Here is a 25,673-nt window from a genome sequence, read left to right as displayed (position 1 = left end):
AAGCCCAAGGACTGTCCCAGCCGCCGGGTGTTGAGTAGGTCTCAGCCGAAGGAGGGTGATCCCCGATGACCACACCGAACGAGAACGAGACCCAGCACATCCCCAGCACGAACCCGTACGCCCCGGGACCAGTCCCGTCGCCGCCGAGCGCCTGGCACGAGGCCGCACCAGCTGCACCGGCCGCACCAGCTGCACCGGCCGGGCCGGCAGCGTACGCCGCACCTGCAGAGCCCGCCGCCCCGGTCGCGGGTTCTTTCGCCGGCGGCCCTCCTCCGGGCGGCCCCGCTGCCGGCGGTGCAGCCGCGTACTGGCAGGCCGGACCGCCGCAGCCGACCGGCACGGTGCAGGTGCGCCGTCGTCGTCTCTTCCTGCCCGTCGCTGCCACCGCTGTCGCTGCTGCGGTGCTAGCGAGCCTGGGAACCGCGGCCCTCACCGGGCAGCTGGGCGACGAGAGCACGACCGCAGGGACCTCCCGGTCGACGGTGTTCGGGACGCTCGGCCAGGCGTCCGACTCTTCGGTCAACGTCCCCGTGGCCTCCTCGACCGAGACGAACCCCGACTGGCAGGCCGTCTCGTCGGCGGTCTCTCCGGCTGTCGTGTCTATCCAGGTGACCACCGAGTCAGGGTCCGGGGAAGGGTCCGGCGTCGTCATCGACAGCGACGGTCACATCCTCACGAACAACCACGTCGTCGAGGGCGCCAACGACGACACCGTCCAGGTCACGCTGAGCGACGGACGGATCTACGAGGCGACGATCACCGGCCTCGACCCCGCGACCGACCTGGCTGTCGTCCAGCTCGTCGACCCGCCGGACGACCTGCAGTCCGCCGTGCTGGCCGACTCCGACGACGTCGTCGTCGGCGAGCCTGTCATGGCTATGGGCAACCCGCTCGGCCTGGCGAACACCGCGACGACGGGCATCGTCTCGGCGATCGACCGCCCGGTGAGCACCGCCACGACCTCGGGGACCGGTACCTCCGTCGTGACGAACGCCCTGCAGATCGACGCCGCGATCAACCCCGGCAACAGCGGCGGCCCGCTCTTCAACGCGAGCGGCGAGGTCATCGGCATCACCTCGTCGATCGCGACGCTGTCCTCGGGCGAGAGCCAGAGCGGCTCGATCGGTCTGGGCTTCGCCATCCCTGCGAACCTCGCCCAGCACATCGGCGAGCAGCTCATCGAGGACGGCGTGGCAGAGCACGCGTTCCTCGGTGTGAGCCTGACCGACGGGACGGGCACCGCTGACGGGACGACGCGCCAGGGAGCGGTCGTCAAGGAGGTCTCGGAGTCGTCTCCGGCGTCCGAGGCGAACGTGCAGGTCGACGACGTGATCGTCGCGATCGACGGCGCCCCGGTCACGGGCGCGGAGTCCCTCACCGGATTCGTGCGCGCGCTGCCGGCCGACACCGAGGTGACGCTCACCATCGTCCGTGACGGCGAGGCGCTCGACGTGACCGTGACGCTGGCGACCAAGGCGGAGGACGCGACGAGCACGACGCCGGCGCCCGAGGAGTCGACCGACCCAGGTACTGACTCCGGCACCGACCCCGGAACAGGCAGCGGCGAGCCCGACAGCCCGAGCAACATCCCTGACTTCGGCGGGCTCTTCCCGGGCCAGCGCTGACACAGCTCCTCAGAGATTCCGCCCCCCCTGGGACCTCGTGAGGCACGACGACGGCCGACGCTCCTCGAGCGTCGGCCGTCGTCGTATCCGCTGTGGTGCCGCTCGGTGTCAGCCGAGCGCGTGGCGCATCGGTTCGAGCTTTGCCTCGGTCTCGGCGAGCTCTGCTCCGGGCTCGGAGGCCGCGACGACCCCGCAGCCGGCGAAGAGCCGGATGCGGTGCGGGTCGTCGGGGTCGAGAGCCCCGGAGCGCAGGGCGATGCCCCACTCGCCGTCTCCGTCTCCGCCGAGCCAACCGACCGGGCCTGCGTAGCGGGCACGGTCCAGGCCCTCGATCTCGCGGATGAGGTCGTTCGCAGCGGCGGTCGGGGTTCCGCACACCGCGGCCGTCGGGTGGAGCGCCTCCGCGAGGCTGAGGCTCGACGGCGTGTGACCGCTCTCCGTCGCTGTGCACAGCACACCGGTGACGTCGCTGGCGAGGTGCAGGACGTTCGGCAGGTGGAGGACGAACGGTGTCTCGGGCACGTTGAGCGACTGGCAGAACGGCCGGAGCGCCTCGGCGACCGAGGTCACCGCGTACTCGTGCTCCTCGAGGTCCTTGGAGGAGTGCGCGAGCGCGGCCGCGCGGGCGAGGTCTGCGTCCTCTCCACCCGTCCGACGGATGGTGCCGGCCAGCACGCGAGAGGTCACGAGGCCCTTCTCGCTCCGGACGAGCAGCTCGGGCGTGGCGCCCACCATGCCGTCGACGCAGAACGTCCAGCAGCTCTCGTACTCGTCGGCGAGGCGGGTGAGCAGCCATCGCGCGTCGATGGGGTGCTCGGTGCGGGCGACGACGTCACGAGCCATGACGACCTTGTCCAGGCGGCCTGCGCGGATCCGGGCGACGGCCTCCTCGACGGCGGCCGTCCAGTCGTCGTCCTCGACGGCGCCGGGGGAGTACGTGACCGTGCCGGGAGAGGTCACGGCCGGGTCGTCGCCGCGCAGAGCGTCGAGGGTCGGGACGGGGCCGAGCATCGGGACGGTGTCGACGGTCGAGAGCGTGGTGATCCACGCGACCGGTCCTCGCCGGCCGACGACGACGCGCGGGACGACGAGCGTCCCGCCGGCGCTCGACGACTCGTCGAACGCGAAGGAGCCGAACGCGACAGGGCCTGTGCCGGGGAGCCCGATCTCGTCGCGCACGATCGCACGGGAGCGCATCGTGGCCCAGGCACGCTCCGCGTCAGCGAAGCGCGCGGCACCGGACGTCTCGATCCGAGCCACCTCGCCCCAGGCTGCGAGACCGTCGCCGCGGCGCACCCAGGCGAGAGCGCCCTCGGCGGGCAGGAGCCGGAGGAGCGCCCCCGGGTCCTGCGGCAGGTCGTCGATCCGGGTGGTGCGGACCATGAGGGTCGCCGAGGCGGGTGGTGGTGTGACGCCCGGGAACGCGGCATCCGGCTGGGAGCTCATCGCCTCCAAGCGTACGACGGGGCCAGCGTTGACATCGCCGCGGAGTGAGAACATTGACGCATGTCACGTGCCAGCCTGGAGAAGAAGCCCACTGAGGTCGCGTCGATGTTCGACGGCATCGCGCGCCACTACGACCTCACGAACGATCTCATCTCGATGGGGCAGGACCGCTACTGGCGCCGGGCGACGGTGCGCGCCGTGCGTGCTCAGGAGGGCGAGACCATCCTCGACCTCGCGGCCGGCACAGGGACGTCGAGCGAGCCGTTCGTCGACGCGGGTGCCCGCGTCGTGCCGTGCGACTTCTCGTTCGGGATGCTCGCTGTGGGCAAGGAACGCCGTCCGGACCTGCCCTTCACCGCAGGCGACGCGACCCGGCTGCCGTTCGCCGACGGATCCTTCGACGCGGTGACCATCTCGTTCGGGCTGCGCAACGTCGTCGACACGGTCGGCGCGCTGCGCGAGATGCTGCGGGTGGTCCGCCCGGGTGGCCGCATCGTCATCTGCGAGTTCTCGCAGCCCACGTGGGCGCCCTTCCGGACCGTCTACACCGAGTACCTCATGCGCGCGCTGCCGAAGGTGGCCGGTGCCGTGACCAAGGACGCCGGCTCGTACCAGTACCTGGCGGAGTCCATCCGGGCGTGGCCCGACCAGCAGGAGCTGGGCCGGCTCCTCCTCCAGGCAGGCTGGGGGAAGGTCGGGTTCCGCAACCTCACCGGTGGGATCGTCGCGCTGCACCGCGGGACACGACCGGTCTGAGAGCAGGAGACGGCCTCGGCCGATCAGTGCTGCACGCCAGGCCATGAACGCTGCACGCCAGGCCATGAACAGAGAGGCGCCCCCGTCCGTGGACGGGGGCGCCGCTCTCTACCGTGCTGCGTGTCTTACCGTGCTGTCACCAGCTGGCGTTGCCAGCCATCTCGAGGGCGATCTCCTGCCACCATGCACCGGCCGACGGGCCGCCGTTGCAGGATCCGTCGCTCTCACCGGGCAGCTTGACCCAGAGCATCGCGGCGAGGTGGGTTCCGTCGGAGACGAGGCTCGGCTGCTCTCCGAGCGCGCGGCCGCGCGGGTTGCACCATTCGCCGTTGGACCCGTTGCCGTTGCGCGACGTGTCGATGACGAACGGCTTTCCGCCGACTGCGGCAGAGATCGACTCACCGTAGGCGCGGGAGTCGGCTGTCGTCTGGTAGTTCGACGTGTTGAGCGCGAAGCCCTCGGCGTAGTCGAAGCCGATCTGCTTGAGACGGTCCGCTGCGGTGCTCGCGGTCAGCCAGCCGGAGTGACCGACGTCGAGGTAGACGCGTCCACCGGCTTCAGAGAGCTTCTGGGCGGCGTACTTGAGGTAGCCCACGCGGTCGCCCTGACCCTCGCAGTCACCGAGCTGCGCGAGCGCGTCGGGCTCGAGGACGATGAAGGGCTCGCCCTTGATGCCGGAGGCGACGGTGTCGATCCACGACGCGTACTCGCTGGTAGCGACGCCGCCACCGGAGTAGTTGCCGCAGTCGCGGCCGGGGATGGCGTAGATGACCAGGGTGCCGGTCTTGCCGGCGGCTGCTGCGTTGCCGGTGTAGGTGGCGACGGAGTCCTTCGCGCCTGAAGCGCTCGTCCAGTCACCGATCCAGATGGACTGCGGCGTGAGCGCGATCTTCGCGAGGAGCGCCTTGTCGGCGCCGCTCGCAGCGGACCAGGCCGTGTACGCCTGGGTGTCGGTGTTGGCGAAGAGTCCGCTCGTGGTCGGGGTCGTGGTCGGCGTCGCGGTGGGCTCCGTCGTCGGGGTCGTGGTCGGCGTCGCGGTGGGCTCCGTCGTCGGGGTCGGCGTCGCGGTGGGCTCCGTGGTCGGGGTTGTCCCGGGGGTGGTCGTGCCCGTGCAGGTCGTCCCGTTGAGGGTGAAGGACGTGGGCTCGGAGTTCGTCCCGCTCCAGGTTCCGATGAAGCCGAACGCTGTGCTCGCTCCGGTGGCGAGCGAACCGTTGTACGGGGCGTTCGTGACGGAGACCGCTGTTCCGGACTGGCTCGAGACGCCGTTCCAGAGCTGGTTGACCTTCTGGCCGTCAGCGAAGGTCCAGCCGACGGTCCAGTCGGTGACCGGGGCGCCGAGGTTCTTCACGGTGACGCTGCCCTGGTACTGCCCGTTCCACTGACCGGTGATGGAGTAGTCGACCTCGCAACCGGTTGCTGCTGCGGCTGACGTCGACGTCGCGACGGCGCCGAGGCCTGTGAGCGCGACCGCGATCGCTGAGAGCGCTGCTGTGCGCCTGGTGGTGCTGATCATGCGTTGTCTCCACTCTGGGAAGCTTCCCGGAATCGAAGGCAGGTCGGGTCCGACCGCCGTGTCGTCGAGGCCCACCGTAGACCGGGATCAATCCGGACCAAAACGACCTAAACGTTTAGGATAGTCCGGGTGTGGCGGGTTCCTCTCGCACGGGATCTGCGGTGCGTCGTTATTGATTCGTGTCTTTGAACCAAGGGAAGCCTTAGCAGACAGTTCCGGCGAGCATGACTAGAGTGACCATAGTGTTTGTGACGCGCTTCACAAATGCGGCGATCTTGGCGCGCGTCCGAGCCTGAGGACCGGCCACGACACCGGGATCGTGCAAGAACGTCAGGCAGGTCGTGGACAGGCGGAGACATGAGACTGAACAGGACCGATGACGCTGATGTCATCGTCGTGGGAGCGGGCCCCGCTGGGGCGACCGCTGCCCACTACTGTGCTGCCGCCGGGCTCGACGTCCTCCTCCTCGAGAAGTCCTCGTTCCCCCGGGACAAGATCTGCGGTGACGGACTCACCCCGCGCGCTGTCGGCGAGATGGTCCGCATGGGCGTCCCGATCCGCGAAGAAGACGGCTGGATCCGCAACATCGGTCTTCGGGCGGTCGCTGGTGGACGCTCCTTCGAGTTCCCCTGGCCCGAGCTCAAGGCCTACCCCTCGTACGGTCTCGCGCGCTCACGGATGAACCTCGACCAGACGCTCGCCGAGCACGCCCGCAGCACCGGCGCCAAGCTCATGGAACGTACCAACGTCACGGGCCCGCTGCTCGACGAGCGCACCGGCCGCGTGGTCGGAGTGAGGGCTCGTCCCGTCGACGAGGCCGGACGACGCGCCGGCGACGAGACCACCTACCGTGCCCCGGTGGTCATCGCCGCCGACGGGGTCTCGGCGCGCATGGCCATCGCGCTCGGCATCGAGAAGTCGCTCAAGCGGCCGATGGGTGTCGCGGTACGCACCTACTTCACCAGCCCTCGGCACGACGACCCGTGGATGGAGTCCCAGCTCGAGCTCTGGGACGGCGTCCCAGGGAGGTCGAACCTCCTGCCGGGCTACGGCTGGATCTTCGCGCTCGGCGACGGCACCGTCAACGTCGGTCTCGGATCGGTGTCCTCGACCGCAGCCGCGACGAAGATCGACTACAAGAGCCTCTTCGCGCAGTGGATGGCGAACACTCCCGAGGAGTGGGATTTCACTCCCGAGAACCAGATCGGCCCGGTGCGCGGCGCAGCGCTCCCCATGGCTTTCAACCGCAAGCCGCTGTACACACGAGGGATGATGCTCGTCGGCGACTCGGGCGGCATGGTGAGCCCGTTCAACGGTGAGGGAATCGCCTACGCGATGCAGGCAGGCAGGGTCGCCGCCGACACGATCGCCCAGGCGCGGTCCCGGACCACCGACGCTGCGCGCGAGCGTGCGCTCGCCACCTACCCAGAGATCATGTCTCGTGAGCTCGGCGGCTACTACACGCTCGGCCGCTACTTCGTGAAGCTCATCGAGCACCCCCAGGTCATGCGGATCTGCACGCGCTACGGTCTCCCGCAGCCGCTCATCATGAAGCTCGTCGTCAAGCTCCTGTCCGACTGCTACGAACCCCACGGTGGCGACGTCGTCGACCGCGTCATCGCGGGGCTCACGAGGGTGGTGCCCAAAGCATGACCAATCCCTACGTCCCGCTCCTGGTCCTCATGGGCATCGCCCTGGTGCTCGCCCTCGGCGGTGTCGGCGCGAGCGCGATCATCGGGCCCAAGCGCTACAACCGCGCCAAGCTCGACGCCTACGAGTGCGGCATCGAACCGACACCGCTCGCGCCCGGCGGAGGCCGTTTCCCGGTGAAGTACTACCTCGTCGCGATGACGTTCATCATCTTCGACATCGAGGTCGTCTTCCTCTACCCGTGGGCGGTGGACTTCGCGACGCTCGCCACCTTCGGCCTCGTCGCGATGCTCGCCTTCCTCGCGCTCATCACCGTCCCGTTCGTCTACGAGTGGCGCAGAGGCGGGTTCGAGTGGGAGTGACGCCGGCCCACAGCACCGTGCCGGGCAGCAGCTGCCCGGTCGAACCGCGCGACGAAAGGTACTGACACCATGGGGATCGAAGAGGCTCCTTCAGGATTCCTCCTGACAACGGTCGAAGACCTCGCCGGGTACTTCCGCAAGGGATCGCTGTGGCCGGTGACCTTCGGGCTCGCGTGCTGCGCGATCGAGATGATGGCAGCAGGCGCGAGCCGCTTCGACCTCTCTCGGTTCGGCATGGAGGTCTTCCGCGCCTCGCCGCGCCAGGCCGACCTCATGATCGTCGCTGGTCGTGTCAGCCAGAAGATGGCGCCGGTCGTCCGTCAGGTCTACGACCAGATGCCCGAGCCCAAGTGGGTCCTGTCCATGGGCGTGTGCGCGTCGAGCGGCGGCATGTTCAACAACTATGCGATCGTCCAGGGCGTCGACCACATCGTGCCTGTCGACATCTACCTGCCCGGGTGCCCCCCGCGGCCGGAGATGCTCATCAACGCGATCCTCGAGCTGCACAAGCAGATCCAGAACGAGCCGCTCGGCGCCAACCGCCGGGAGATGGCGCGCGCCGTCGAGGCTGCTGCGCTCGAGGCCACACCCACGTCGGCGATGAAGGGCCTCCTGCGGTGAGCACAGAGAACCAGGACAGCACGACGCCGCAGGGCAGCGCGGTCGAGCCCGGAGGCGACGTCCTCGCCGAGAGCACCGCGACGACCGGCGCCGGGAGCGAACCGAGCGTCTTCACGACGGGCGCGCCCCTCGAGGTCGTCGAGGTGCGGACCGGGATGTTCGGCGCGCACGGCTCCGGCGACACGTCGGGCTACGGCGGGCTGACCCGCCAGGTCGTCATGAAGCGCTCCAGCCCCCGCCCGTACGGTGGCTGGTACGACGAGGCCGTCGACGTGCTCGCCGAGGTCCTCGCCGAGGCCGGGGTGCCGTTCGACGCGGCGATCGAGTCGGTCCTCGTCGACCCACCGTTCGAGACGAGCAAGCATTCCGAGCTCACGCTGTTCGTGGCGCGCGAGCACCTCGTCGCGGTCTGCCAGGCGCTGCGCGACGACCAGGACCTGCGGTTCGAGATGAGCCTCGGGGTGTCGGGCGTGCACTACCCGCACGAGACCGGTCGCGAGCTGCACGCCGTCTACCACCTCACCTCGGTGACGCACAGCCACAGCCTGCGCCTCGAGGTCTCGGTCCCTGACGTGGACCCGCACGTGCCGTCGACGACGACCGTGTACCCGACGAACGACTGGCACGAGCGCGAGACGTGGGACTTCTTCGGCATCGTCTTCGACGGCCACCCTGCCCTCGCACGCATCGAGATGCCCGACGACTGGCCGGGCCACCCGCAGCGCAAGGACTACCCGCTCGGCGGGATCCCCGTGGAGTACAAGGGTGCGACCATCCCGCCGGCGGACCAGAGGAGGTCCTACTCATGAGCGCGTCGACCACTGCAGGACGAGCGCCACGTGCCACGCGTGCGCCGCTCGACGACGAGGACGTCCGGAGCTTCGAGGCGTCCGGCGGCGACTGGGACGAGATCGCGGCCGAGGCCGCCGAGCTCGGCGAGGAGCGCATCGTCGTCAACATGGGACCGCAGCACCCGTCGACCCACGGGGTGCTCCGGCTCATGCTCGAGATCGACGGCGAGACCGTCACCGAGGCGCGCTGCGGCGTGGGCTACCTCCACACCGGCATCGAGAAGAACATGGAGTTCCGGACGTGGACGCAGGGGGTGACCTTCTGCACCCGCATGGACTACCTCGCGCCGTTCTTCCAGGAGACCGCCTTCTGTCTCGGCGTCGAGCGGCTCCTCGGCGTCGCCGACGACGTCCCTGAGCGCGCACAGGTCATCCGGGTGCTGCTCATGGAGCTCAACCGGATCGCGAGCCACCTCGTCTGCCTCGGCACAGGCGGGAACGAGATGGGCGCGACGACCGTCATGACCATCTCGTTCACGGCGCGCGAGGAGATCCTGCGGATCTTCGAGATGATCACCGGCCTCCGGATGAACCACGCGTTCGTCCGCCCCGGCGGAGTCGCCCAGGACGTCCCCTCGGGGCTCTCGGAAGAGTTCCGGCGGGTCGAGGTCGAGGTGCGCAAGTACATCAAGCAGCTCTCCGACCTCCTGCTGGCCAACCCCATCTTCAAGGCGCGGCTCGTCGGGACGGGGCACCTCAACCTCGCCGGGTGCATGGCGCTCGGCATCACCGGCCCGGTCCTGCGCTCTGCGGGTCTGCCGTACGACGTCCGCAAGGCGAGCCCGTACTGCGGCTACGAGACGTACGACTTCGACGTCCCGACGTCGACGGACGCTGACTGCTATGCACGCGTCGTCCTGCGTATCGAGGAGTGCTACCAGTCGTTGCGCATCGCCCAGCAGTGCATCGAACGCCTCGAGAAGACCACGGGCGACCCGGTCATGATCGCGGACAAGAAGATCGCCTGGCCGGCACAGCTCGCGATCGGGACCGACGGGATGGGCAACTCGCCCGACCACATCAAGGACATCATGGGCACCTCGATGGAGGCGCTCATCCACCACTTCAAGCTGGTCACCGAGGGCTTCCGGGTCCCGGCCGGCCAGGTGTTCCAGACCGTGGAGCACCCGCGCGGCGAGCTCGGTGCACACCTCGTGTCCGACGGCGGGACGCGCCCCTACCGGGCGCACTTCCGTGACCCGTCCTTCAACAACCTGCAGGCTGTGGCGATCATGTGCGAGGGCGGTCAGATCGCCGACGTGGTCGTCGCCGTCGCCTCGCTCGACCCTGTTCTCGGAGGAGTGGACCGATGACCACCGACACCCACACCGGTGGCGCCGGGGACGGCGTCCAGCGCACGCGCGGCGGGTACGACGCAGCGACGCACGCGCGTCTCGCCGCCGACTGCGCCCAGATCATGGCGCGGTACCCGGACCCCCGCTCGGCGCTCTTGCCGATGCTGCACCTCGTCCAGGCCGAGGACGGCTACGTCTCGCGCGACGGTATCCACTTCTGCGCCGAGATGCTCGACATCACCGCGGCCGAGGTCTCGGCCGTCGCGACGTTCTACACGCAGTACAAGCGTCGTCCGAACGGCACGTACACGGTCGGTGTCTGCACCAACACGCTCTGCGCCATCATGGGCGGCGACGAGCTCTTCGAGGAGCTGTCGGAGCACCTGGGCATCGGCAACGACGAGACGACCGAGGACGGTGCGATCACCCTCGAGCGCATCGAGTGCAACGCCGCGTGCGACTACGCGCCGGTGATGATGGTCAACTGGGAGTTCTTCGACAACCAGTCGCCCGCCAGCGCCGCGCAGGTGGTCGACGACCTCCGGCTCGGCAAGGACGTCGCCCCCACCCGTGGCGCGTCGTCGGTGTGCTCGTTCAAGGCGATGTCCCGCGTCCTCGCGGGCTTCAGCGACGGCCGTGCCGACGAGGGTACGGGAGCAGGGACCCCCACGACCGAGGGCACCCGGCTGGCGCGCACGAACGGCTGGGAAGCTCCTGAGACGGCGCCCGCCCCGGCAGACGACCCGGCCCCTGCGAGCAAGGACGCCCCTGCGGAGCCAGCAGCGGCACCAGCGACCGGAGGCGAGCAGTCGAGCGCCGAGCGCACCGCGCAAGGTCCCGCCGACACGTCGTCGCACACGCAGACCTCGACGTCCTCCACACCGCCTCCTGCGGATAGCGACACCGACACCGACACGAAGCCGGAGGGCGGCAAGTGAGCACTCATCTCGCACCGGTCCTCAGCTCCTTCTGGGACGCTGAGAGCTCGTGGACGCTCGCCACGTACCTCGACAACGGAGGCTACGAGGGTCTGAAAGCAGCACTGGCGATGGCTCCGGCCGACGTCGTGCAGACGGTCAAAGACTCTGGTCTGCGAGGACGAGGCGGCGCAGGGTTCCCCACCGGGATGAAGTGGGGATTCCTGCCCGCACCCGACGGCGGACCGCGCTACCTCGTCGTCAACGCCGACGAGTCCGAGCCGGGCACGTGCAAGGACATCCCGCTCATGCTCGCGAGCCCCCAGCTCCTCGTCGAGGGCGTCGTCATCACGTCCTACGCGATCGGCTGCAACCACGCGTTCATCTACATCCGCGGCGAGGTGCTCCACGTCTACCGGCGCGTCCTGCGCGCAGTCGAAGAGGCGTACGAGGCCGGATACCTGGGCAAGAACATCCAGGGCTCGGGGTACGACCTCGACGTGACGGTCCACGCCGGCGCTGGCGCCTACATCTGCGGCGAAGAGACGGCGCTGCTCGACTCCCTCGAAGGGCTGCGGGGCCAGCCGCGTCTCAAGCCGCCGTTCCCTGCCGTCGCGGGGCTCTACGCGCGCCCCACGGTCGTGAACAACGTCGAGTCGATCGCGTCCGTCCCGCAGATCGTCGCGCGCGGTGCCGCCTGGTTCACCTCGATGGGCACCGCCCGCTCCGCGGGCCACGGCCTCTTCTCTCTCTCCGGGCACGTCACCCGCCCGGGGCAGTACGAGGCGCCGCTCGGGATCACGCTCCGCGAGCTGCTCGACATGGCGGGCGGAGTACGCGGGGGACGCGAGCTGAAGTTCTGGACCCCAGGCGGCTCGTCGACACCGATCTTCACCGCGGAGCACCTCGACGTACCCCTCGACTACGAGTCGGTCGCGGCCGCCGGGTCCATGCTCGGCACGCGTGCGCTGCAGATCTTCGACGAGACCACGTCCGTGGTGCGCGCAGTGACCCGGTGGACCGAGTTCTACGCCCACGAGTCCTGCGGCAAGTGCACCCCCTGCCGCGAGGGCACGTACTGGATGAAGCTCGTCCTGCGCCGCATCGAGGCAGGCCAGGGCACCCAGAGCGACATCGACACGCTGCTCGACACGTGCGACAACATCCTCGGCCGGGCGTTCTGCGCTCTCGGCGACGGTGCCACGTCGTGCATCACGTCCGCGATCCAGTACTTCCGTGAGGAGTTCGAGGCCGGTATGCACACCCCTGCGAGCGAGCTCTTCCCGCCGGAACGGTCCGCACTGTTCGACTACACGCCGCGAGCGCGCGACGGCGTCCTCGCCGGCGTCGCTGCGGGAGGCCACTGATGACTGTCACCGACGACAAGAAGAACGTCGTGCCCGGAACGCCGGCGCCCGTCGCGGCTCCTGCTGCGCCACCAGCCCCTCCGGCTGAGGTCACCTTCACGATCGACGGGGTCGAGACCGCGGTGCCCAAGGGCACGCTCGTCATCCGTGCGGCGGAGGAGCTGGGGATCCAGATCCCTCGTTTCTGCGACCACCCGCTCCTCGAGCCTGCGGGTGCGTGCCGTCAGTGCCTCGTCGAGGTCGCTGCGCCCGACCGGGAGGGCAACGTCCGCCCGATGCCCAAGCCCCAGGCCTCGTGCACCCTCGAGGCGACGCCCGGGATGGTCGTCAAGACCCAGCACACGTCGCCGGTCGCGGACAAGGCGCAGCACGGCATCATCGAGATGCTGCTCATCAACCACCCGCTCGACTGCCCGGTGTGCGACAAGGGCGGTGAGTGCCCGTTGCAGAACCAGGCGATGAGCAACGGCCGGCCGACGAGCCGCTTCATCGAGGCCAAGCGGACGTTCCCGAAGCCGATCTCGATCTCGACGGAGATCCTCCTCGACCGCGAGCGGTGTGTCCTGTGCCAGCGCTGCACGCGGTTCTCCAAGCAGATCGCCGGGGACGCGTTCATCGACCTGCAGAAGCGTGGTGCGATGCAGCAGATCGGCCGGTTCGACCCGGAGGTCCTCGGCTTTGCCGAGGGCGCACCGGGCACGGCCGACATGCCGGTCGGCGGTGCGGAGCCGGACGAGTCGGGGGCGCCGTTCGCGTCGTACTTCTCGGGCAACACCATCCAGATCTGCCCTGTGGGAGCGCTCACCGGGGCGGCCTACCGCTTCCGTGCACGTCCGTTCGACCTCGTCTCGACGCCTGCGGTCTCGGAGCACGACTCCTCGGGCTCGGCGATCCGCATCGACCACCGTCGCGGGACGGTCCTGCGTCGGCTCGCGGGTGACGACCCGGCTGTCAACGAGGAGTGGATCACCGACAAGGACCGCTTCGCGTTCACGTGGCAGACGGCGAACGATCGTCTGCGCACCCCGATGATCCGCGAGCGTGGAGACGACGGCTTCCGCGGGGAGCTGCGTCCCGCGAGCTGGCTGGAGGCGTTCGACGCTGCTGCTGCCGGGCTGCGCACGGCGTGCGAGCCTGACCAGCGCACCCCCGGTGGTGTCGGGGTGCTGCCGGGTGGACGGCTGACGATCGAGGACGCCTACGCGTACTCGAAGTTCGCGCGGGTCGCGCTCGGTACCAACGACGTCGACTACCGTGCTCGCGTCCACTCGGCCGAGGAAGAGGCATTCCTCGCGTCCTCGGTCGCGGGGTCAGGGCTCGGTGTGACCTTCACGGATCTTGAGAACGCTCAGGTCGTCCTGCTCGTCGGGCTGGAGCCCGAGGAGGAGGCAGGGGTCGTCTTCTTGCGCCTGCGCAAGGGTGCGCTCGCGCACGGTCTGCGTGCTTTTGCTGTCGCGCCGTTCGCGACGCGCGGTCTTCAGCGCATCGGTGAGAAGGGCGGCACGCTGCTGCGGGCGGCTCCTGGCACGGAGGCGGAGGTCCTCGACGCGGTCGGTACCGAGCGTGAGCTCGACGGTCTGCGGGACGCGCTCCAGGGTGCGGAGGCTGGCACGGCTCTCGTGCTCGTCGGCGAGCGCCTCGCCGGGGTGCCGGGCGGGCTCTCCGCCGCGGTGCGCCTCGCTGCCCGGACCGGTGCTCGGCTCGCCTGGGTCCCTCGACGTGCGGGGGAGCGTGGCGCGGTCGAGATGGGGGCGCTGCCGTCTGTCCTGCCCGGTGGGCGTCCGGTGGCCGACGCGGCTGCACGTGTCGACATCGCTGCCGCCTGGGGATCCGGATCGCTTCCGCAGGCTCCTGGGCGTGACACCGCAGGGATCCTCGACGCGCTCGCGTCCGGGGACCTGCGCGGAGCGGTCGTCGGGGGGCTCGAGCTCGCTGACCTCCCGGACCCTGTCCGTGCCCGTGCGGCGCTCGAGGTCGCAGACTTCGTCGTCTCGCTGGAGGTGCGGACCAGCGACGTGACCGATCTCGCCGACGTGGTCTTCCCGGTCGCACCTCCCTCGGAGAAGGCCGGTGCGTACTGGAGCTGGGAGGGTCGCGTGCGGCCCTTCGGCCAGGCGCTCGAGTCCACCGCGATGTCCGACTCGCGGGTGCTCGACACGATCGCCCAGACGCTCGGCGTCCACCTGGGACTCCCCACGCTCGACGCCGTGCGGGCCGAGATCGAACAGCTCGGCTCGTGGGACGGGTCGCGGGTCGCCGTCCCGGACGTCGAACCGCTCGAGCCTCCGCAGATCGAGCGGGGTCAAGCGGTCCTCGCCTCGTGGCGCATGCTCCTCGACTCTGGTCGTCTGCAGGACGGCGAGGCCTTCCTCGCGGGGACGGCCAAGCGCCCCGTCGCGCGCGTCTCGGCCACGACGGCTGCGTCGGTGACGGTGGCGGGCCGCCCTGAGGGACTCCTCGACGGGGAGCTGCTCACCGTGTCGACCGCGCACGGCAGCATCAGCCTGCCTGTCGTGCTCACCGACATGCCCGATCACGTGGTCTGGCTGCCGACACGCTCGCCAGGCTCTGCGGTGCACGAGTCGTTGTGCGCCGGGCCGGGAGCGCTCGTCCGGCTCTCGAGCACCGCGCCCTCGACGGACGCGGACGCACGACGCGAAGGGCAGGACGCCTGATGGTCGACTTCTCGAACGACACGATCTGGACGTACGTCGTCAAGGCGGTGCTCATCCTCGTCTTCCTGCTGACGAGCGTGCTCATCGCCATCTGGTTCGAGCGCAAGGTCGTCGCCCGGATGCAGGTACGGCCGGGACCGAACGTCCACGGACCGTTCGGTCTCCTGCAGTCCCTCGCCGATGCGATGAAGCTGCTCCTCAAGGAGGACATCACCGTCAAGGCTGCGGACAAGTTCGTCTACATCCTTGCCCCGATGATCGCGGTCTTCGCCTCGCTCCTCACGTTCGCCGTGATCCCGCTCGGCCCGCAGGTGACCATCCCGTTCACCGACATCTCGACCCCGGCGCAGCTGACCGACTTCCCGGTCGCGGTGCTGTACATCCTCGCGTGCGCGTCGATCGGCGTGTACGGGATCATCCTCGGTGGCTGGGCGTCGGGCTCGACGTACCCGCTCCTCGGCTCGGTCCGCTCGACGGCCCAGGTCATCAGCTACGAGCTGGCGATGGGCCTGTCGCTCGTGAGCGTGTTCATCATGGTGGGCTCCATGTCCACAGGCGACATCGTCGAGTACCAGACGGACTACTGGCTCGTCATCCCGCTCATGCCGGCGTTCGTCATCTACGTCATCTCGATGGTGGGCGAGACCAACCGTCTCCCGTTCGACCTCCCCGAGGCCGAGGGTGAGCTCGTCGGGGGCTACATGACCGAGTACTCCTCGATGAAGTTCGCCTGGTTCTTCCTCGCTGAGTACATCAACATGATCAACGTCTCCGCGGTCGCCACCACCCTGTTCATGGGTGGGTGGCGTGCGCCGTGGCCGCTGTCCGCGGTGAACGACGGCATGTTCAACGAGGGCTGGTGGCCCATCCTGTGGTTCCTCGTGAAGGTCTGGGGCTTCATGTTCCTCTTCGTGTGGATCCGCGGGACTGTCCTGCGCCTGCGCTACGACCAGTTCATGAAGTTCGGCTGGAAGGTCCTCATCCCTCTCGCGCTCGGCTGGATCGTGTGCGTCTCGGTCATCCGCGGGCTGCGCGACTTCCACGACCTCAACATGCAGAGCGTCGGCCTCGGGATCTTCGTCGTGGCTGCGGTGGTGCTCATCATCATCCAGCTCGTGCCCGAACGTGCGACCACCGAGGACGAACAGGAAGCGGACGCTCCCTTCGACGCGTTTGCCCACGGCTTCCCTGTGCCGCCGATGCCCGGGCAGAAGCTTCCACCGTCTCCACGAGCCGAGCGGCGGGCCCGAGCCGCCGTCGGAGCAGGCACGTCCTCTGGACCGGGCGCCACCTCCGAGACAGGAACCACCGGGCCTGTGCCTGACGACACCCCACCAGCGACCGGCAAGGAGGCCCACGATGAGTGAAGATCCGAAGCCCTATGAGCCACTCATCGAGCAGCCCTCAGGGCTGGCCGGGATCTTTGCGCCCGTCGCCGGGTTCGGAGTCACGCTCTCCTCGATGTTCCGGCCGACCGTCACGGAGCAGTACCCGTTCGAGAAGGTCCCGACCAAGCCTCGGTACCACGGGCGGCACCAGCTCAACCGCTATGCAGACGGTCTCGAGAAGTGCATCGGGTGCGAGCTGTGCGCCTGGGCGTGCCCGGCAGACGCGATCTACGTCGAGGGCGCGGACAACGCCGCGCTGCCCGACGGCGCCCACCGGTCCCCGGGGGAGCGCTACGGGAGCGTCTACCAGATCAACTACCTGCGGTGCATCTTCTGCGGGCTCTGCATCGAGGCGTGCCCCACGCGGGCACTGACGATGACGAACGAGTACGAGCTCGCGGGACCGACCCGCGCGGGCCTCATCTGGGAGAAGGACGACCTCTTGGCGCCCATGCGCGAAGGCATGCTCGCAGCCCCGCACCCCATGGTCCCGGACACGACGGACACCGACTACTACCGCGGCGAGATCGCCGGTCCGGTCGCCGAGCAGGTCGAGTGGGTCACCGAGCACCGGCCGGACGACCCGACGATCGAGTCCGCGACCGCAGCCGCCCAGGCTGCCGCGTCCGACCAGGCGGTGCGCTGATGGTCAGCACAGCCGAAGCAGTTCTCTTCTGGTGCATCGCACCCCTCATGGTCATCGCTGCGCTCGGGCTGATCTTCGCGCGCAAGGCCGTCCACGCGACGCTGTGCGTCGTCTTTGTCATGGTGAGCCTCGCGGTCCTCTATGTCGCGCTCGAGGCGCCGTTCCTCGGGATCGTCCAGATCGTCGTGTACACCGGCGCCGTGATGATGCTCTTCCTCTTCGTCATCATGCTCGTCGGCGTCGACGCCTCGGACTCCCTCGTGGAGACGATCCGCGGACAACGCGTCGTCGGGTGGCTCCTCGGTCTCGGCCTCGGGGCCGTCCTCGTCGGTGTGATCACGCGCGTCTCCTTCCCCGAGGGCGTCGGGCTCGCCGCGGCGAACGAGGTGACGAACCCGGTCGGGCTCGCCCGCATCCTGTTCACCGACTTCGTCTTCGGGCTCGAGGTCGTCGGCATCCTCCTCGTGACCGCTGCCCTCGCTGCCCTGACGCTCACCCACAAGCAGCGTCTCGTGCCCCGGGTCGGGCAGAAGGAGATGGCCGACGCGCGCGTCGCCGGTGGCGGGTCGCTCGTCCCGCTGCCCGCGCCCGGTGTCTACGCCCAGCGCAACGCGATGGACGTGCCTGCGCTCGACCCCCAGGGTCGCCCGATCGCGTCGTCCGTCTCACGCGTCCTGCGCATCCGTGGTCAGGAGCGGGGCACCCCGGTCGAGTCCGAGATCCTCGGTCTCGACGACTCGGGAGCGCAGGGCCGGCTCGCCGGGCCACCGCCGCACGACCCCGTCGACACCACCGAAGAGGAGCGCTGACATGGACCTCAGCAACTATCTGGTCCTCGCTGCCATCCTCTTCACGATCGGTGCCGCGACGGTGCTCCTGCGCCGTAACGCCATCATCGTGTTCATGGGGATCGAGCTCATGCTCAACGCGTCGAACCTCATGTTCGTCACCTTCGCGCGGATGCACGGCGACCTCACCGGGCAGGTCGTGGCCTTCTTCGTCATGGTGGTCGCCGCCGCCGAGGTGGTGGTGGGTCTCGCCATCATCGTGTCCATCTTCCGAACCCGCAGGTCCGCGTCGGTCGACGACGTCAACCTGCTGAAGAACTGAAAGGGAGCGGTCGGATTGGACACGTCACTGATCGATGCAGCCTGGCTGCTCATCGCCATCCCCCTCGTCGGGGCTGCAGTACTGCTCCTCGTCGGGCGCCGCGCCGACGGCTGGGGCCACTGGATGGGGGTCGCGGTCTCCGGGTCGAGCTTCGTCGTCGGGCTCCTCGTCCTCCTCGCCCTGCTCAGCCGTGACGCGCACGACCGCGTCGTCGACGTCCACCTCTTCTCGTGGCTCGACGCCGGGACGCTGAACGTCGACGCAGGCCTCCGGGTCGACCCGTTGAGCCTGACGTTCGTCATGCTCGTGACCTTCGTCGGCACGCTCATCCACGTCTACTCCGTGGCCTACATGGAGCACGACGCCGACCGGCGACGGTTCTTCGCGTACCTCAACCTCTTCGTCGCCGCGATGCTCACGCTCGTCCTCGCGGACTCCTACCTGCTGCTCTTCGTCGGCTGGGAAGGCGTCGGCCTCGCGTCGTACCTGCTCATCGGGTTCTGGAACCACGTGCCCGCCAACGCGACGGCCGCCACGAAGGCGTTCATCGTCAACCGCATCGCCGACGTGGGCATGATCGTCGCGATCATGATCATGTTCGCGACGTTCGGCGCCGTCGACTTCGCGACCGTCTTCGCCGGGGCAGCATCGTCGACCGACACCGCGGTCCTCACCGCGATCGCCCTCGTGCTGCTCGTCGCCGCGTGCGGCAAGAGCGCCCAGTTCCCCCTCCAGTCGTGGCTCGGCGACGCGATGGCAGGCCCGACGCCGGTCTCGGCGCTCATCCACGCTGCGACCATGGTCACCGCCGGTGTCTACCTGGTGGTGCGCTCGGGCCCGATCTTCACCGAGGCGCCGACCGCGCTGCTCGTCACCGCGATCGTCGGTGCGGTGACGCTCCTCTTCGGAGCGATCGTCGGCTGTGCCAAGGACGACATCAAGAAGGCTCTCGCCGCGTCGACCATGTCCCAGATCGGCTACATGATGCTCGCTGCGGGCCTCGGCCCGATCGGGTATGCGTTCGCGATCTTCCACCTCCTCACCCACGGCTTCTTCAAGGCCGGCATGTTCCTCGGAGCAGGCTCGGTCATGCACGGCATGGACGACGACGTGAACATGCGTCGCTTCGGTGCCCTGTCGAAGTACATGAAGGTCACGTGGCTGACCTTCGGTGTCGGATGGCTGGCGATCCTCGGGATCCCACCGTTCTCGGGTTTCTGGAGCAAGGACAAGATCATCGAGTCCGCGTTCGCTGCTGACGGCGCGCAGGGCTGGCAGCCGTGGGTCTTCGGTCTCGTCGCCCTCGTCGGCGCCGGGATTACGGCCTTCTACATGTCGCGCCTCTTCTTCATGACGTTCCACGGCGACAAGCGCTGGGCGACCGAGCTGTCCGACGGGTCCATGACGCCGGAGACCCCGCACCGTCACCCGCACGAGTCACCTGCCCTCATGACGTGGCCCATGATCATCCTCGCGGTCGGCTCAGCCGCCCTCGGAGGCGTGCTCATGATCGGCAGCACCTTCACCACGTGGCTGGAACCGGTCACCGGTCACGTCGAGCACCACGAACCTGTGCTGCCCGTCCCCGTGATCATGGCGGCGACGCTCGCGCTCGTCCTCGCCGGCGTGTTCCTCGCCTGGCGTCAGTACGCTGCCTCGGCGGTCCCGGTCGTGCCGCCGCGCGGTACCGCGCTCACGCGGGCTGCGCGTGTCGATCTCTACCAGGAGGTCGTCAACCAGAACCTCCTCCAGCGTCCGGGCCAGTACCTGACCCGTTCTCTCGTCTACGCAGACAAGAAGGTTGTGGACGGTGGCTTCATGGGATTCGCAGGATTCCTCGGGTTGGTCGGGATCGGTGTGAAGCGGATGCAGAACGGATATGTGCGGTCCTATGCCGCCATGATGCTCGCGGGCCTAGGCGTGCTCGTCGTGGTCGTCCTGAGCGTGTGGAACTGAGAGGGCGGGCAGATGAACATCGATGCGAACATGCCATGGCTCACCCTGCTCGTCGCGTTGCCGCTCGTCGGCGCGCTCGTGCTGTGGGCACTACCGAAGCGGTCGGTCCATCTGGCGCGACCGCTCGCCCTGGGATTCTCTCTGGCCGAGGTCGTCCTGCTCGTCGTGACCGTCGCCGCGTTCGACCGCACCGCGTCCGGGACGTACCAGCTCACCGAGACCCACGAGTGGATCCGCCAGCTCGGCGTGAGCTACGCGCTCGGCGTCGACGGTGTGGGGCTGCTCCTCGTGTCGCTGAGCGTCGTCCTCGTCCCGCTCGTCATCGGTGCAGCGTGGCGCGAGCAGGGGATCGACCGGCCTGAGGTCGTCGAGCCGGACCGCGCTCCTGGGTTCGTCCGGCTGCGCCACTACCTCGCGCTGGTCCTCGTGCTCGAGATGTTCATGGTCCTCATCTTCGCGGCGCGGGACGTGTTCCTGTTCTACGTGGTGTTCGAGGCCATGCTCATCCCGGTCTACTTCATGATCGGTGGGTTCGGAGACGGGGCACGGCGACGGTACGCCGCGATCAAGTTCCTCATCTTCTCGCTCGCTGGTGGCCTCGTCATGCTCGTGGCCGTCATCGCGCTCTACGTCCAGGGGCCTGGTGGGCCGCAGGGCTTCCTCACCGAGAACCTCACGGGTCTCTCGTTCGACCCGACGACCGAGCGGCTGCTGTTCCTCGGGTTCTTCCTCGCGTTCGCGATCAAGGCCCCGCTCTTCCCCGTGCACTCCTGGCTGCCTGACGCGGCCGAGCACGCCCCGGCGGGCACCTCGGTGCTCCTCGTCGGCGTCCTCGACAAGGTCGGGACCTTCGGGATGCTCACGCTCTGCCTCCCGCTCTTCCCGCACGCGTCCCGGTGGGCGGCGCCCGTGATCATCGTTCTCGCGGTCGTCTCGATCCTCTACGGCGCGCTCCTGGCCCTCGGTCAGCAGGACATCATGCGGCTCGTCGCCTACACGTCTGTGTCGCACTTCGGGTTCATCGTCCTCGGCATCTTCGCGTTCCAGCAGCTGAGCGTCGCCGGGGCGTCCTTCTACATGGTCAACCACGGCATCTCCACCGGGCTGCTCTTCCTCGTGGCGGGATTCCTCGTCGCACGGTCCCCGTCGGGTCGTTCGCGGCAGATCGCCGACTTCGGCGGCCTGCAGAAGGTGGTGCCCGTGCTCGCCGGGACGTTCCTCGTCGCCGGGCTCTCCGCGCTCTCGCTGCCGGGGCTCTCGACGTTCGTCTCGGAGATCATGGTGCTCGTCGGGACGTACGGACGCAGCCCTGCGGCAGCGATCGTCGCCGCGACCGGCGTGATCCTCGCGGCCCTGTACGTGCTGCTCACCTACCAGCGCATCTTCACCGGGCCGGTGCGTGACGAGCTCGCCGGGACGCACGACCTGTCGGCTCGCGAGAAGTGGGTCGCCGCACCGCTCGTCGTCGGGCTGCTCGTGCTCGGGTTCGTGCCCGGCGCGGCGCTCGAGCTCGTCCGAGAGCCCGCTGCGGTGACCGTGGAGCTGGTCGGGCTCACGCCCGACGCAGCCGTGGTCGACGACAGCACCGCCCAGCCCACCGAGGGGAGCCACTCGTGATCGTGCACGCTGCAGCAGAGGGCGTGTTCGTCGCGCCCGCGGTCGAGTGGGCCGCCCTCGCACCGCTCATCATCGTCGTCAGCGCCGGGGTGCTCGGGGTGCTCGTCGAGTCCTTCGTCCCTGCACGGTTGCGCCGTACGGTGCAGGTGGTCCTCACGACCGTCTCCCTCGCGGCGGCGCTCGGCGTGATCGTCTGGCAAGGGATCGCGTGGACCGGGACGGACGCGCCGGGGGGCAAGACCGTCCTCGGCGGCGCCCTCGTGCTCGACGGCACAGCGATGCTCCTCCAGGGCACGATCGCTCTCCTGGCGCTGCTCGCGCTCCTCGTCGTCTCGGACCGCACGGCAGCGATGCAGAGCCCCTTCGCTCCGAGCGCTGCCGCCATCCCAGGATCCGACTACGAGGACCTCGCGCGCCGCAAGGGGCTCGAGCAGACCGAGGCCTATCCGCTGCTCATGTTCGCTGTCGCGGGCATGCTCATCTTCCCCGCAGCCGGGGACCTCGTGACGATGTTCATCGCTCTCGAGGTGCTCTCGTTGCCGCTCTACGTGCTCTCGGGCATGGCCCGGCGTCGTCGCCTGCTCTCGCAGGAGGCTTCGTTCAAGTACTTTGTCCTCGGCGCCTTCTCGTCTGCGCTCTTCCTCTTCGGGGCAGCGCTGCTGTACGGATACTCCGGATCCGTCACCCTCCAAGGCATCGGAGCCGCGTCCACGAGCGTCGCCCAGGGAGACGCTCCGGACGGCTGGGAGCTCTTGTGGCTTCTCGGCACGCTCTTCGTCATCGCCGGGCTGCTGTTCAAGGTGGGCGCCGTACCGTTCCAGGCGTGGACGCCGGACGTCTATCAAGGTGCCCCCACACCCATCACGGGATTCATGGCGGCGTGCACCAAGGTCGCCGCCTTCGGCGCGCTCCTCCGGTTCATCTACGCGGGGGGCTTCGTCGGCTCGCTCGAGATGCTCGACTCGGTGAAGGCCGCGCTGTGGGTCGTGGCGATCGCGACGATGGTCGTCGGAACGATCGTCGGTGCGACGCAGACGGACATGAAGCGGATGCTCGGCTACTCCTCGATCGCCCACGCAGGGTTCGTCCTCGTCGCGCTCCTCGCGTTCAACGGCGAGGGCATCAAGGCTGTCGTCTTCTACCTGCTGGTCTATGGGCTCGCGACCGTGGGTGCGTTCGCCGTCGTCACGCTCGTGCGCGAGGTCGGTCCGGGAGGGGAGATCCTCGGCGAGGCTACCCACCTCGGGCAGTGGGCCGGTCTCGGACGGCGCAGGCCGTGGCTCGCGGGCTCGTTCGCCCTGTTCTTGCTCTCGTTCGCCGGGATCCCGCTCACGGGCGGGTTCATCGCCAAGTTCGGTGCGTTCGCTGCGGCGGTCGAGGGCAACCAGGTCCTCGGAGACTCGACGGTCCTCGCCGTCGTCGGTGTGCTCGCGTCTGCGGTCGCGGTGTTCTTCTACATCCGGGTCATCGTCATCATGTTCTTCACGTCGCCCGAGGGCATGGCTCCGGTCGAGCCTGCTGAGACCGAGGCGGGCGAGAACGAGGTGGGGGCCACCCACACGGCGCGTTCGTCGGTGCTCGTCGCGACGGGTGCTCCGGCGGTCACTGTCGTCCGTTCCGAAGGGATGACTGCGTTCACCATCGCTGTGACGGCTGCCGCGGTGCTCGTCCTCGGGGTCTTCCCGTCTCCGGTCCTGGCTGTCATCGCCAGAGTGTCCGGCATCCGCTGACGATGGTCGGCACAGGTCTGGCGTTCGGCTGGAGCCGAACGCCAGATCCGCGCCGATGCCGGCGGACATCCGTGACAGATCGGTCAGTCGTCGTGCGTCTGGGTCGGAGCACCGGATGACACCGGATAGGTTCTACCTGTGACTAACGCTTCGATCGGCATGCCAGACGTGGACGGAGAGCTGTCTGAGACGCTCGTGCGCCGCCTCGCCCTCGTCGAGGAGCGTCTGCGCGACTCGGTGACCAACGCCGACACCCTCGCTGACACTGCCTCACGACATCTCGTCAATGCCGGGGGCAAACGCTTGCGCCCCATGCTTGTGCTGCTGACGGCCGAGCTGGGCGAGGCGTCACGCCCTGAGGTGATCGACGCCGCCGTCGTCGTCGAGCTCACCCACCTCGCGACGCTGTACCACGACGACGTCATGGACTCGGCGCCGCTGCGACGCGGCGCTCCGGCCGCGCACGAGGTCTGGGGCAACTCGGTCGCCATCCTCACGGGTGATCTTCTCTTCGCGCGTGCGTCCCGGACGGTAGCCGGTCTCGGCCCTGAAGCGGTCCGGCTGCAGGCCGAGACCTTCGAGCGACTCTGCCTGGGCCAGCTCCACGAGACGGTCGGGCCGTCGCGCGGCGAGGACCCGGTGCAGCACTATCTGCGTGTCCTGTCGGACAAGACGGCGTCGCTCCTGGCGACGTCTGCCCGTTTCGGAGCGAAGTTCGCCGGCTGCCGCCCCGAGGTGGTCGAGACCGTCGCGGGCTACGGAGAGAAGCTCGGCGTCGCGTTCCAGCTGGCGGACGACGTCATCGATCTCACGTCTGACGGTGTGCTCACGGGGAAGACGCCCGGCACTGACCTGCGGGAACGTGTCCCCACCATGCCTGTGCTCCTGCTCCGGAGCCGGATCGCCGCTGCCGGGGTCGCAGCCTCGCGTGAGGACGTCGAGCTCCTGGGTCTGCTGGACGGCGACCTCGCCTCCGATGCGGATCTCGAGCGGGCTGTCGGTGCGCTGCGGACCCACGCTGTCGTCGAGGAGACCCGGGCTCAGGCCATCGCGTGGGCCCGAGCCGCGGTCGCTGAGTTGGAGCCGTTGCCCGACGGCCCGGTCAGGGCGGCCCTCGTCTCGTTCGCGGACGCGCTCGTCGACCGCACGGCGTGACGCGGCGACGCGCACGAGGTGAGGGTGAAACGAGGGGAGTAGTCCCCATCGCCCGTCGGCGTCAAGCGGTTTACGGTCAGGAAACACAGAGCGTCAGGCAGTTCCAGGACGGCTCCTGGCGAACGAACGAGGGGGTGCACGGTGAGCATGCGATACGCCACCAGCACCCTGCGCTGGGGTGCGACGACACACGCTGGTCGACGGCGGTCCGCGAACGAAGACTCGTTCCATGCTGCGCGCGGTGTGTACTTCGTCGCCGACGGGATGGGCGGGCACGAGGCCGGTGCACGGGCGAGCGCGACCGCAGTCGCCATCCTGTGCGGTCTCGGCGAGTCGAACAACGCGACCGTCGACGACGTGCGAGAGGCTGTGAGCGACGCGCACGGGGCGATCTCGCGTATCGCGACCCAGCCGGGACGGGGAGCAGGCACGACGTTGTCCGGGGTCGTCGCTGTCGACCACGGGGGTGTGCCGACATGGCTCGTCACGAACGTCGGTGACTCGCGGACGTACCGGTTCATGGACGAAGAGCTCCAGCAGGTGACCGTCGACCACTCTCTCGTCCAAGAGCTTGTCGCTGCGGGTGAGGTGACCCCGCAAGAAGCCCGGACGTATGCGCGTCGCCACGTCATCACACGAGCGCTCGGTGGGCTCGTGGAGCCGCAACCCGACTGCTGGTACATGCCGATGGTTCCCGGGGAGCGCATCCTCATCTGCTCCGACGGGTTGAGCGACGACGTCAGCGCGGGAGAGATCGCAGCCGTGCTCCGGGCTCAGCCCCATCCTCAGCTCGCCGCAGACCAGCTCGTGAACTGTGCTCTGCTGTCGGGCGGCCGCGACAACATCACGGTCGTGGTCGTCGACGTCGGCGCAGACCTCGGCACGGAGGGCGCCGGCGGCGTCCACACCTTCGGCCGGCAGAGTTCCGTTCTCTCGACATAGGCGCTAACGTCCTCGGCAACCGTGGCACCCGACAGAGCGACGACGCGA

The 25,673-nt window shown here is 69.0% G+C and carries 21 protein-coding genes; 19 read left to right on the top strand and 2 right to left on the bottom strand.

Annotated features, from left to right (window positions below; translation table 11 throughout):
- The first annotated feature begins 65 nt into the window (after positions 1-65).
- Positions 66-1,625 (top strand): S1C family serine protease, encoded by a 1,560-nt coding sequence (locus ATL42_RS09995; RefSeq protein ID WP_098455212.1) that lies wholly within the window; start codon positions 66-68, stop codon positions 1,623-1,625.
- Between the two features lie 108 nt (positions 1,626-1,733).
- Here the strand turns inward: ATL42_RS09995 and ATL42_RS09990 are convergent, their stop codons facing one another.
- On the bottom strand, positions 1,734-3,071 hold the full coding sequence (locus tag ATL42_RS09990; RefSeq protein WP_098456490.1) for an isochorismate synthase: 1,338 nt from the start codon (positions 3,069-3,071) through the stop codon (positions 1,734-1,736).
- A gap of 60 nt (positions 3,072-3,131) precedes the next feature.
- Between ATL42_RS09990 and ATL42_RS09985 the strand changes: the two genes are divergently transcribed.
- Entirely contained in the window at positions 3,132-3,827 is a 696-nt protein-coding gene (locus ATL42_RS09985) for a demethylmenaquinone methyltransferase (protein ID WP_098455211.1), read from the top strand.
- A gap of 136 nt (positions 3,828-3,963) precedes the next feature.
- Here the strand turns inward: ATL42_RS09985 and ATL42_RS09980 are convergent, their stop codons facing one another.
- On the bottom strand, positions 3,964-5,343 hold the full coding sequence (locus tag ATL42_RS09980) for a glycoside hydrolase family 6 protein (RefSeq protein ID WP_098455210.1): 1,380 nt from the start codon (positions 5,341-5,343) through the stop codon (positions 3,964-3,966).
- A gap of 357 nt (positions 5,344-5,700) precedes the next feature.
- Here ATL42_RS09980 and ATL42_RS09975 point away from each other — a divergent pair, with 357 nt between their 5' ends.
- From ATL42_RS09975 to ATL42_RS09895, 17 genes are all read left to right on the top strand, one after another.
- Entirely contained in the window at positions 5,701-6,996 is a 1,296-nt protein-coding gene (locus ATL42_RS09975) for a geranylgeranyl reductase family protein (RefSeq protein ID WP_098455209.1), read from the top strand.
- A complete protein-coding gene (locus ATL42_RS09970; RefSeq protein WP_098455208.1) occupies positions 6,993-7,355 on the top strand; it encodes an NADH-quinone oxidoreductase subunit A in 363 nt (120 codons plus the stop codon). The genes ATL42_RS09975 and ATL42_RS09970 overlap by 4 nt, the downstream gene beginning before the upstream one ends.
- Before the next feature lie 69 nt (positions 7,356-7,424).
- Entirely contained in the window at positions 7,425-7,976 is a 552-nt protein-coding gene (locus ATL42_RS09965; RefSeq protein ID WP_098455207.1) for a NuoB/complex I 20 kDa subunit family protein, read from the top strand.
- Positions 7,973-8,785, top strand: a complete 813-nt coding sequence (locus tag ATL42_RS09960) for an NADH-quinone oxidoreductase subunit C (RefSeq protein WP_098455206.1) — start codon at positions 7,973-7,975, stop codon at positions 8,783-8,785. Before ATL42_RS09965 ends, ATL42_RS09960 begins: the two co-directional genes overlap by 4 nt.
- Positions 8,782-10,140, top strand: coding sequence for an NADH-quinone oxidoreductase subunit D (locus ATL42_RS09955; RefSeq protein WP_098455205.1), 1,359 nt, complete (start codon positions 8,782-8,784; stop codon positions 10,138-10,140). The genes ATL42_RS09960 and ATL42_RS09955 overlap by 4 nt, the downstream gene beginning before the upstream one ends.
- Positions 10,137-11,060, top strand: a complete 924-nt coding sequence (gene nuoE / locus ATL42_RS09950; RefSeq protein ID WP_098455204.1) for an NADH-quinone oxidoreductase subunit NuoE — start codon at positions 10,137-10,139, stop codon at positions 11,058-11,060. Before ATL42_RS09955 ends, nuoE begins: the two co-directional genes overlap by 4 nt.
- Positions 11,057-12,406, top strand: a complete 1,350-nt coding sequence (gene nuoF / locus ATL42_RS09945) for an NADH-quinone oxidoreductase subunit NuoF (RefSeq protein ID WP_098455203.1) — start codon at positions 11,057-11,059, stop codon at positions 12,404-12,406. The genes nuoE and nuoF overlap by 4 nt, the downstream gene beginning before the upstream one ends.
- The gene (locus ATL42_RS09940; protein ID WP_098455202.1) at positions 12,406-15,081 is read left to right on the top strand and encodes an NADH-quinone oxidoreductase subunit G; all 2,676 of its coding nucleotides are present in this window, start codon (positions 12,406-12,408) and stop codon (positions 15,079-15,081) included. The genes nuoF and ATL42_RS09940 overlap by 1 nt, the downstream gene beginning before the upstream one ends.
- Positions 15,081-16,448 (top strand): NADH-quinone oxidoreductase subunit NuoH, encoded by a 1,368-nt coding sequence (nuoH, locus tag ATL42_RS09935; protein WP_098456489.1) that lies wholly within the window; start codon positions 15,081-15,083, stop codon positions 16,446-16,448. Before ATL42_RS09940 ends, nuoH begins: the two co-directional genes overlap by 1 nt.
- A complete protein-coding gene (gene nuoI, locus ATL42_RS09930) occupies positions 16,441-17,115 on the top strand; it encodes an NADH-quinone oxidoreductase subunit NuoI (RefSeq protein WP_098455201.1) in 675 nt (224 codons plus the stop codon). Before nuoH ends, nuoI begins: the two co-directional genes overlap by 8 nt.
- Entirely contained in the window at positions 17,115-17,924 is an 810-nt protein-coding gene (locus ATL42_RS09925; protein WP_098455200.1) for an NADH-quinone oxidoreductase subunit J, read from the top strand. The genes nuoI and ATL42_RS09925 overlap by 1 nt, the downstream gene beginning before the upstream one ends.
- A gap of 1 nt (position 17,925) precedes the next feature.
- Positions 17,926-18,225 (top strand): NADH-quinone oxidoreductase subunit NuoK, encoded by a 300-nt coding sequence (nuoK, locus tag ATL42_RS09920; protein WP_098455199.1) that lies wholly within the window; start codon positions 17,926-17,928, stop codon positions 18,223-18,225.
- 15 nt (positions 18,226-18,240) lie between these two features.
- A complete protein-coding gene (nuoL, locus tag ATL42_RS09915) occupies positions 18,241-20,181 on the top strand; it encodes an NADH-quinone oxidoreductase subunit L (RefSeq protein ID WP_098455198.1) in 1,941 nt (646 codons plus the stop codon).
- A gap of 12 nt (positions 20,182-20,193) precedes the next feature.
- A complete protein-coding gene (locus tag ATL42_RS09910; protein ID WP_098455197.1) occupies positions 20,194-21,798 on the top strand; it encodes an NADH-quinone oxidoreductase subunit M in 1,605 nt (534 codons plus the stop codon).
- Entirely contained in the window at positions 21,795-23,528 is a 1,734-nt protein-coding gene (gene nuoN / locus ATL42_RS09905) for an NADH-quinone oxidoreductase subunit NuoN (RefSeq protein WP_245862400.1), read from the top strand. Before ATL42_RS09910 ends, nuoN begins: the two co-directional genes overlap by 4 nt.
- 159 nt (positions 23,529-23,687) lie before the next feature.
- Positions 23,688-24,683 carry a polyprenyl synthetase family protein gene (locus ATL42_RS09900; protein WP_098455196.1) on the top strand — a complete coding sequence of 332 codons (996 nt, stop codon included), beginning with the start codon at positions 23,688-23,690 and terminating at the stop codon, positions 24,681-24,683.
- Positions 24,684-24,830: 147 nt separating this feature from the next.
- Positions 24,831-25,625: a PP2C family protein-serine/threonine phosphatase gene (locus tag ATL42_RS09895; protein ID WP_245862397.1), complete on the top strand. Its 795-nt coding sequence runs from the start codon at positions 24,831-24,833 to the stop codon at positions 25,623-25,625.
- Positions 25,626-25,673: the final 48 nt, after the last annotated feature.

The organism is Sanguibacter antarcticus (genome assembly GCF_002564005.1).
Lineage (GTDB): Bacteria > Actinomycetota > Actinomycetes > Actinomycetales > Cellulomonadaceae > Sanguibacter > Sanguibacter antarcticus.
This window is presented reverse-complemented; position numbering and strand designations above follow the sequence as displayed.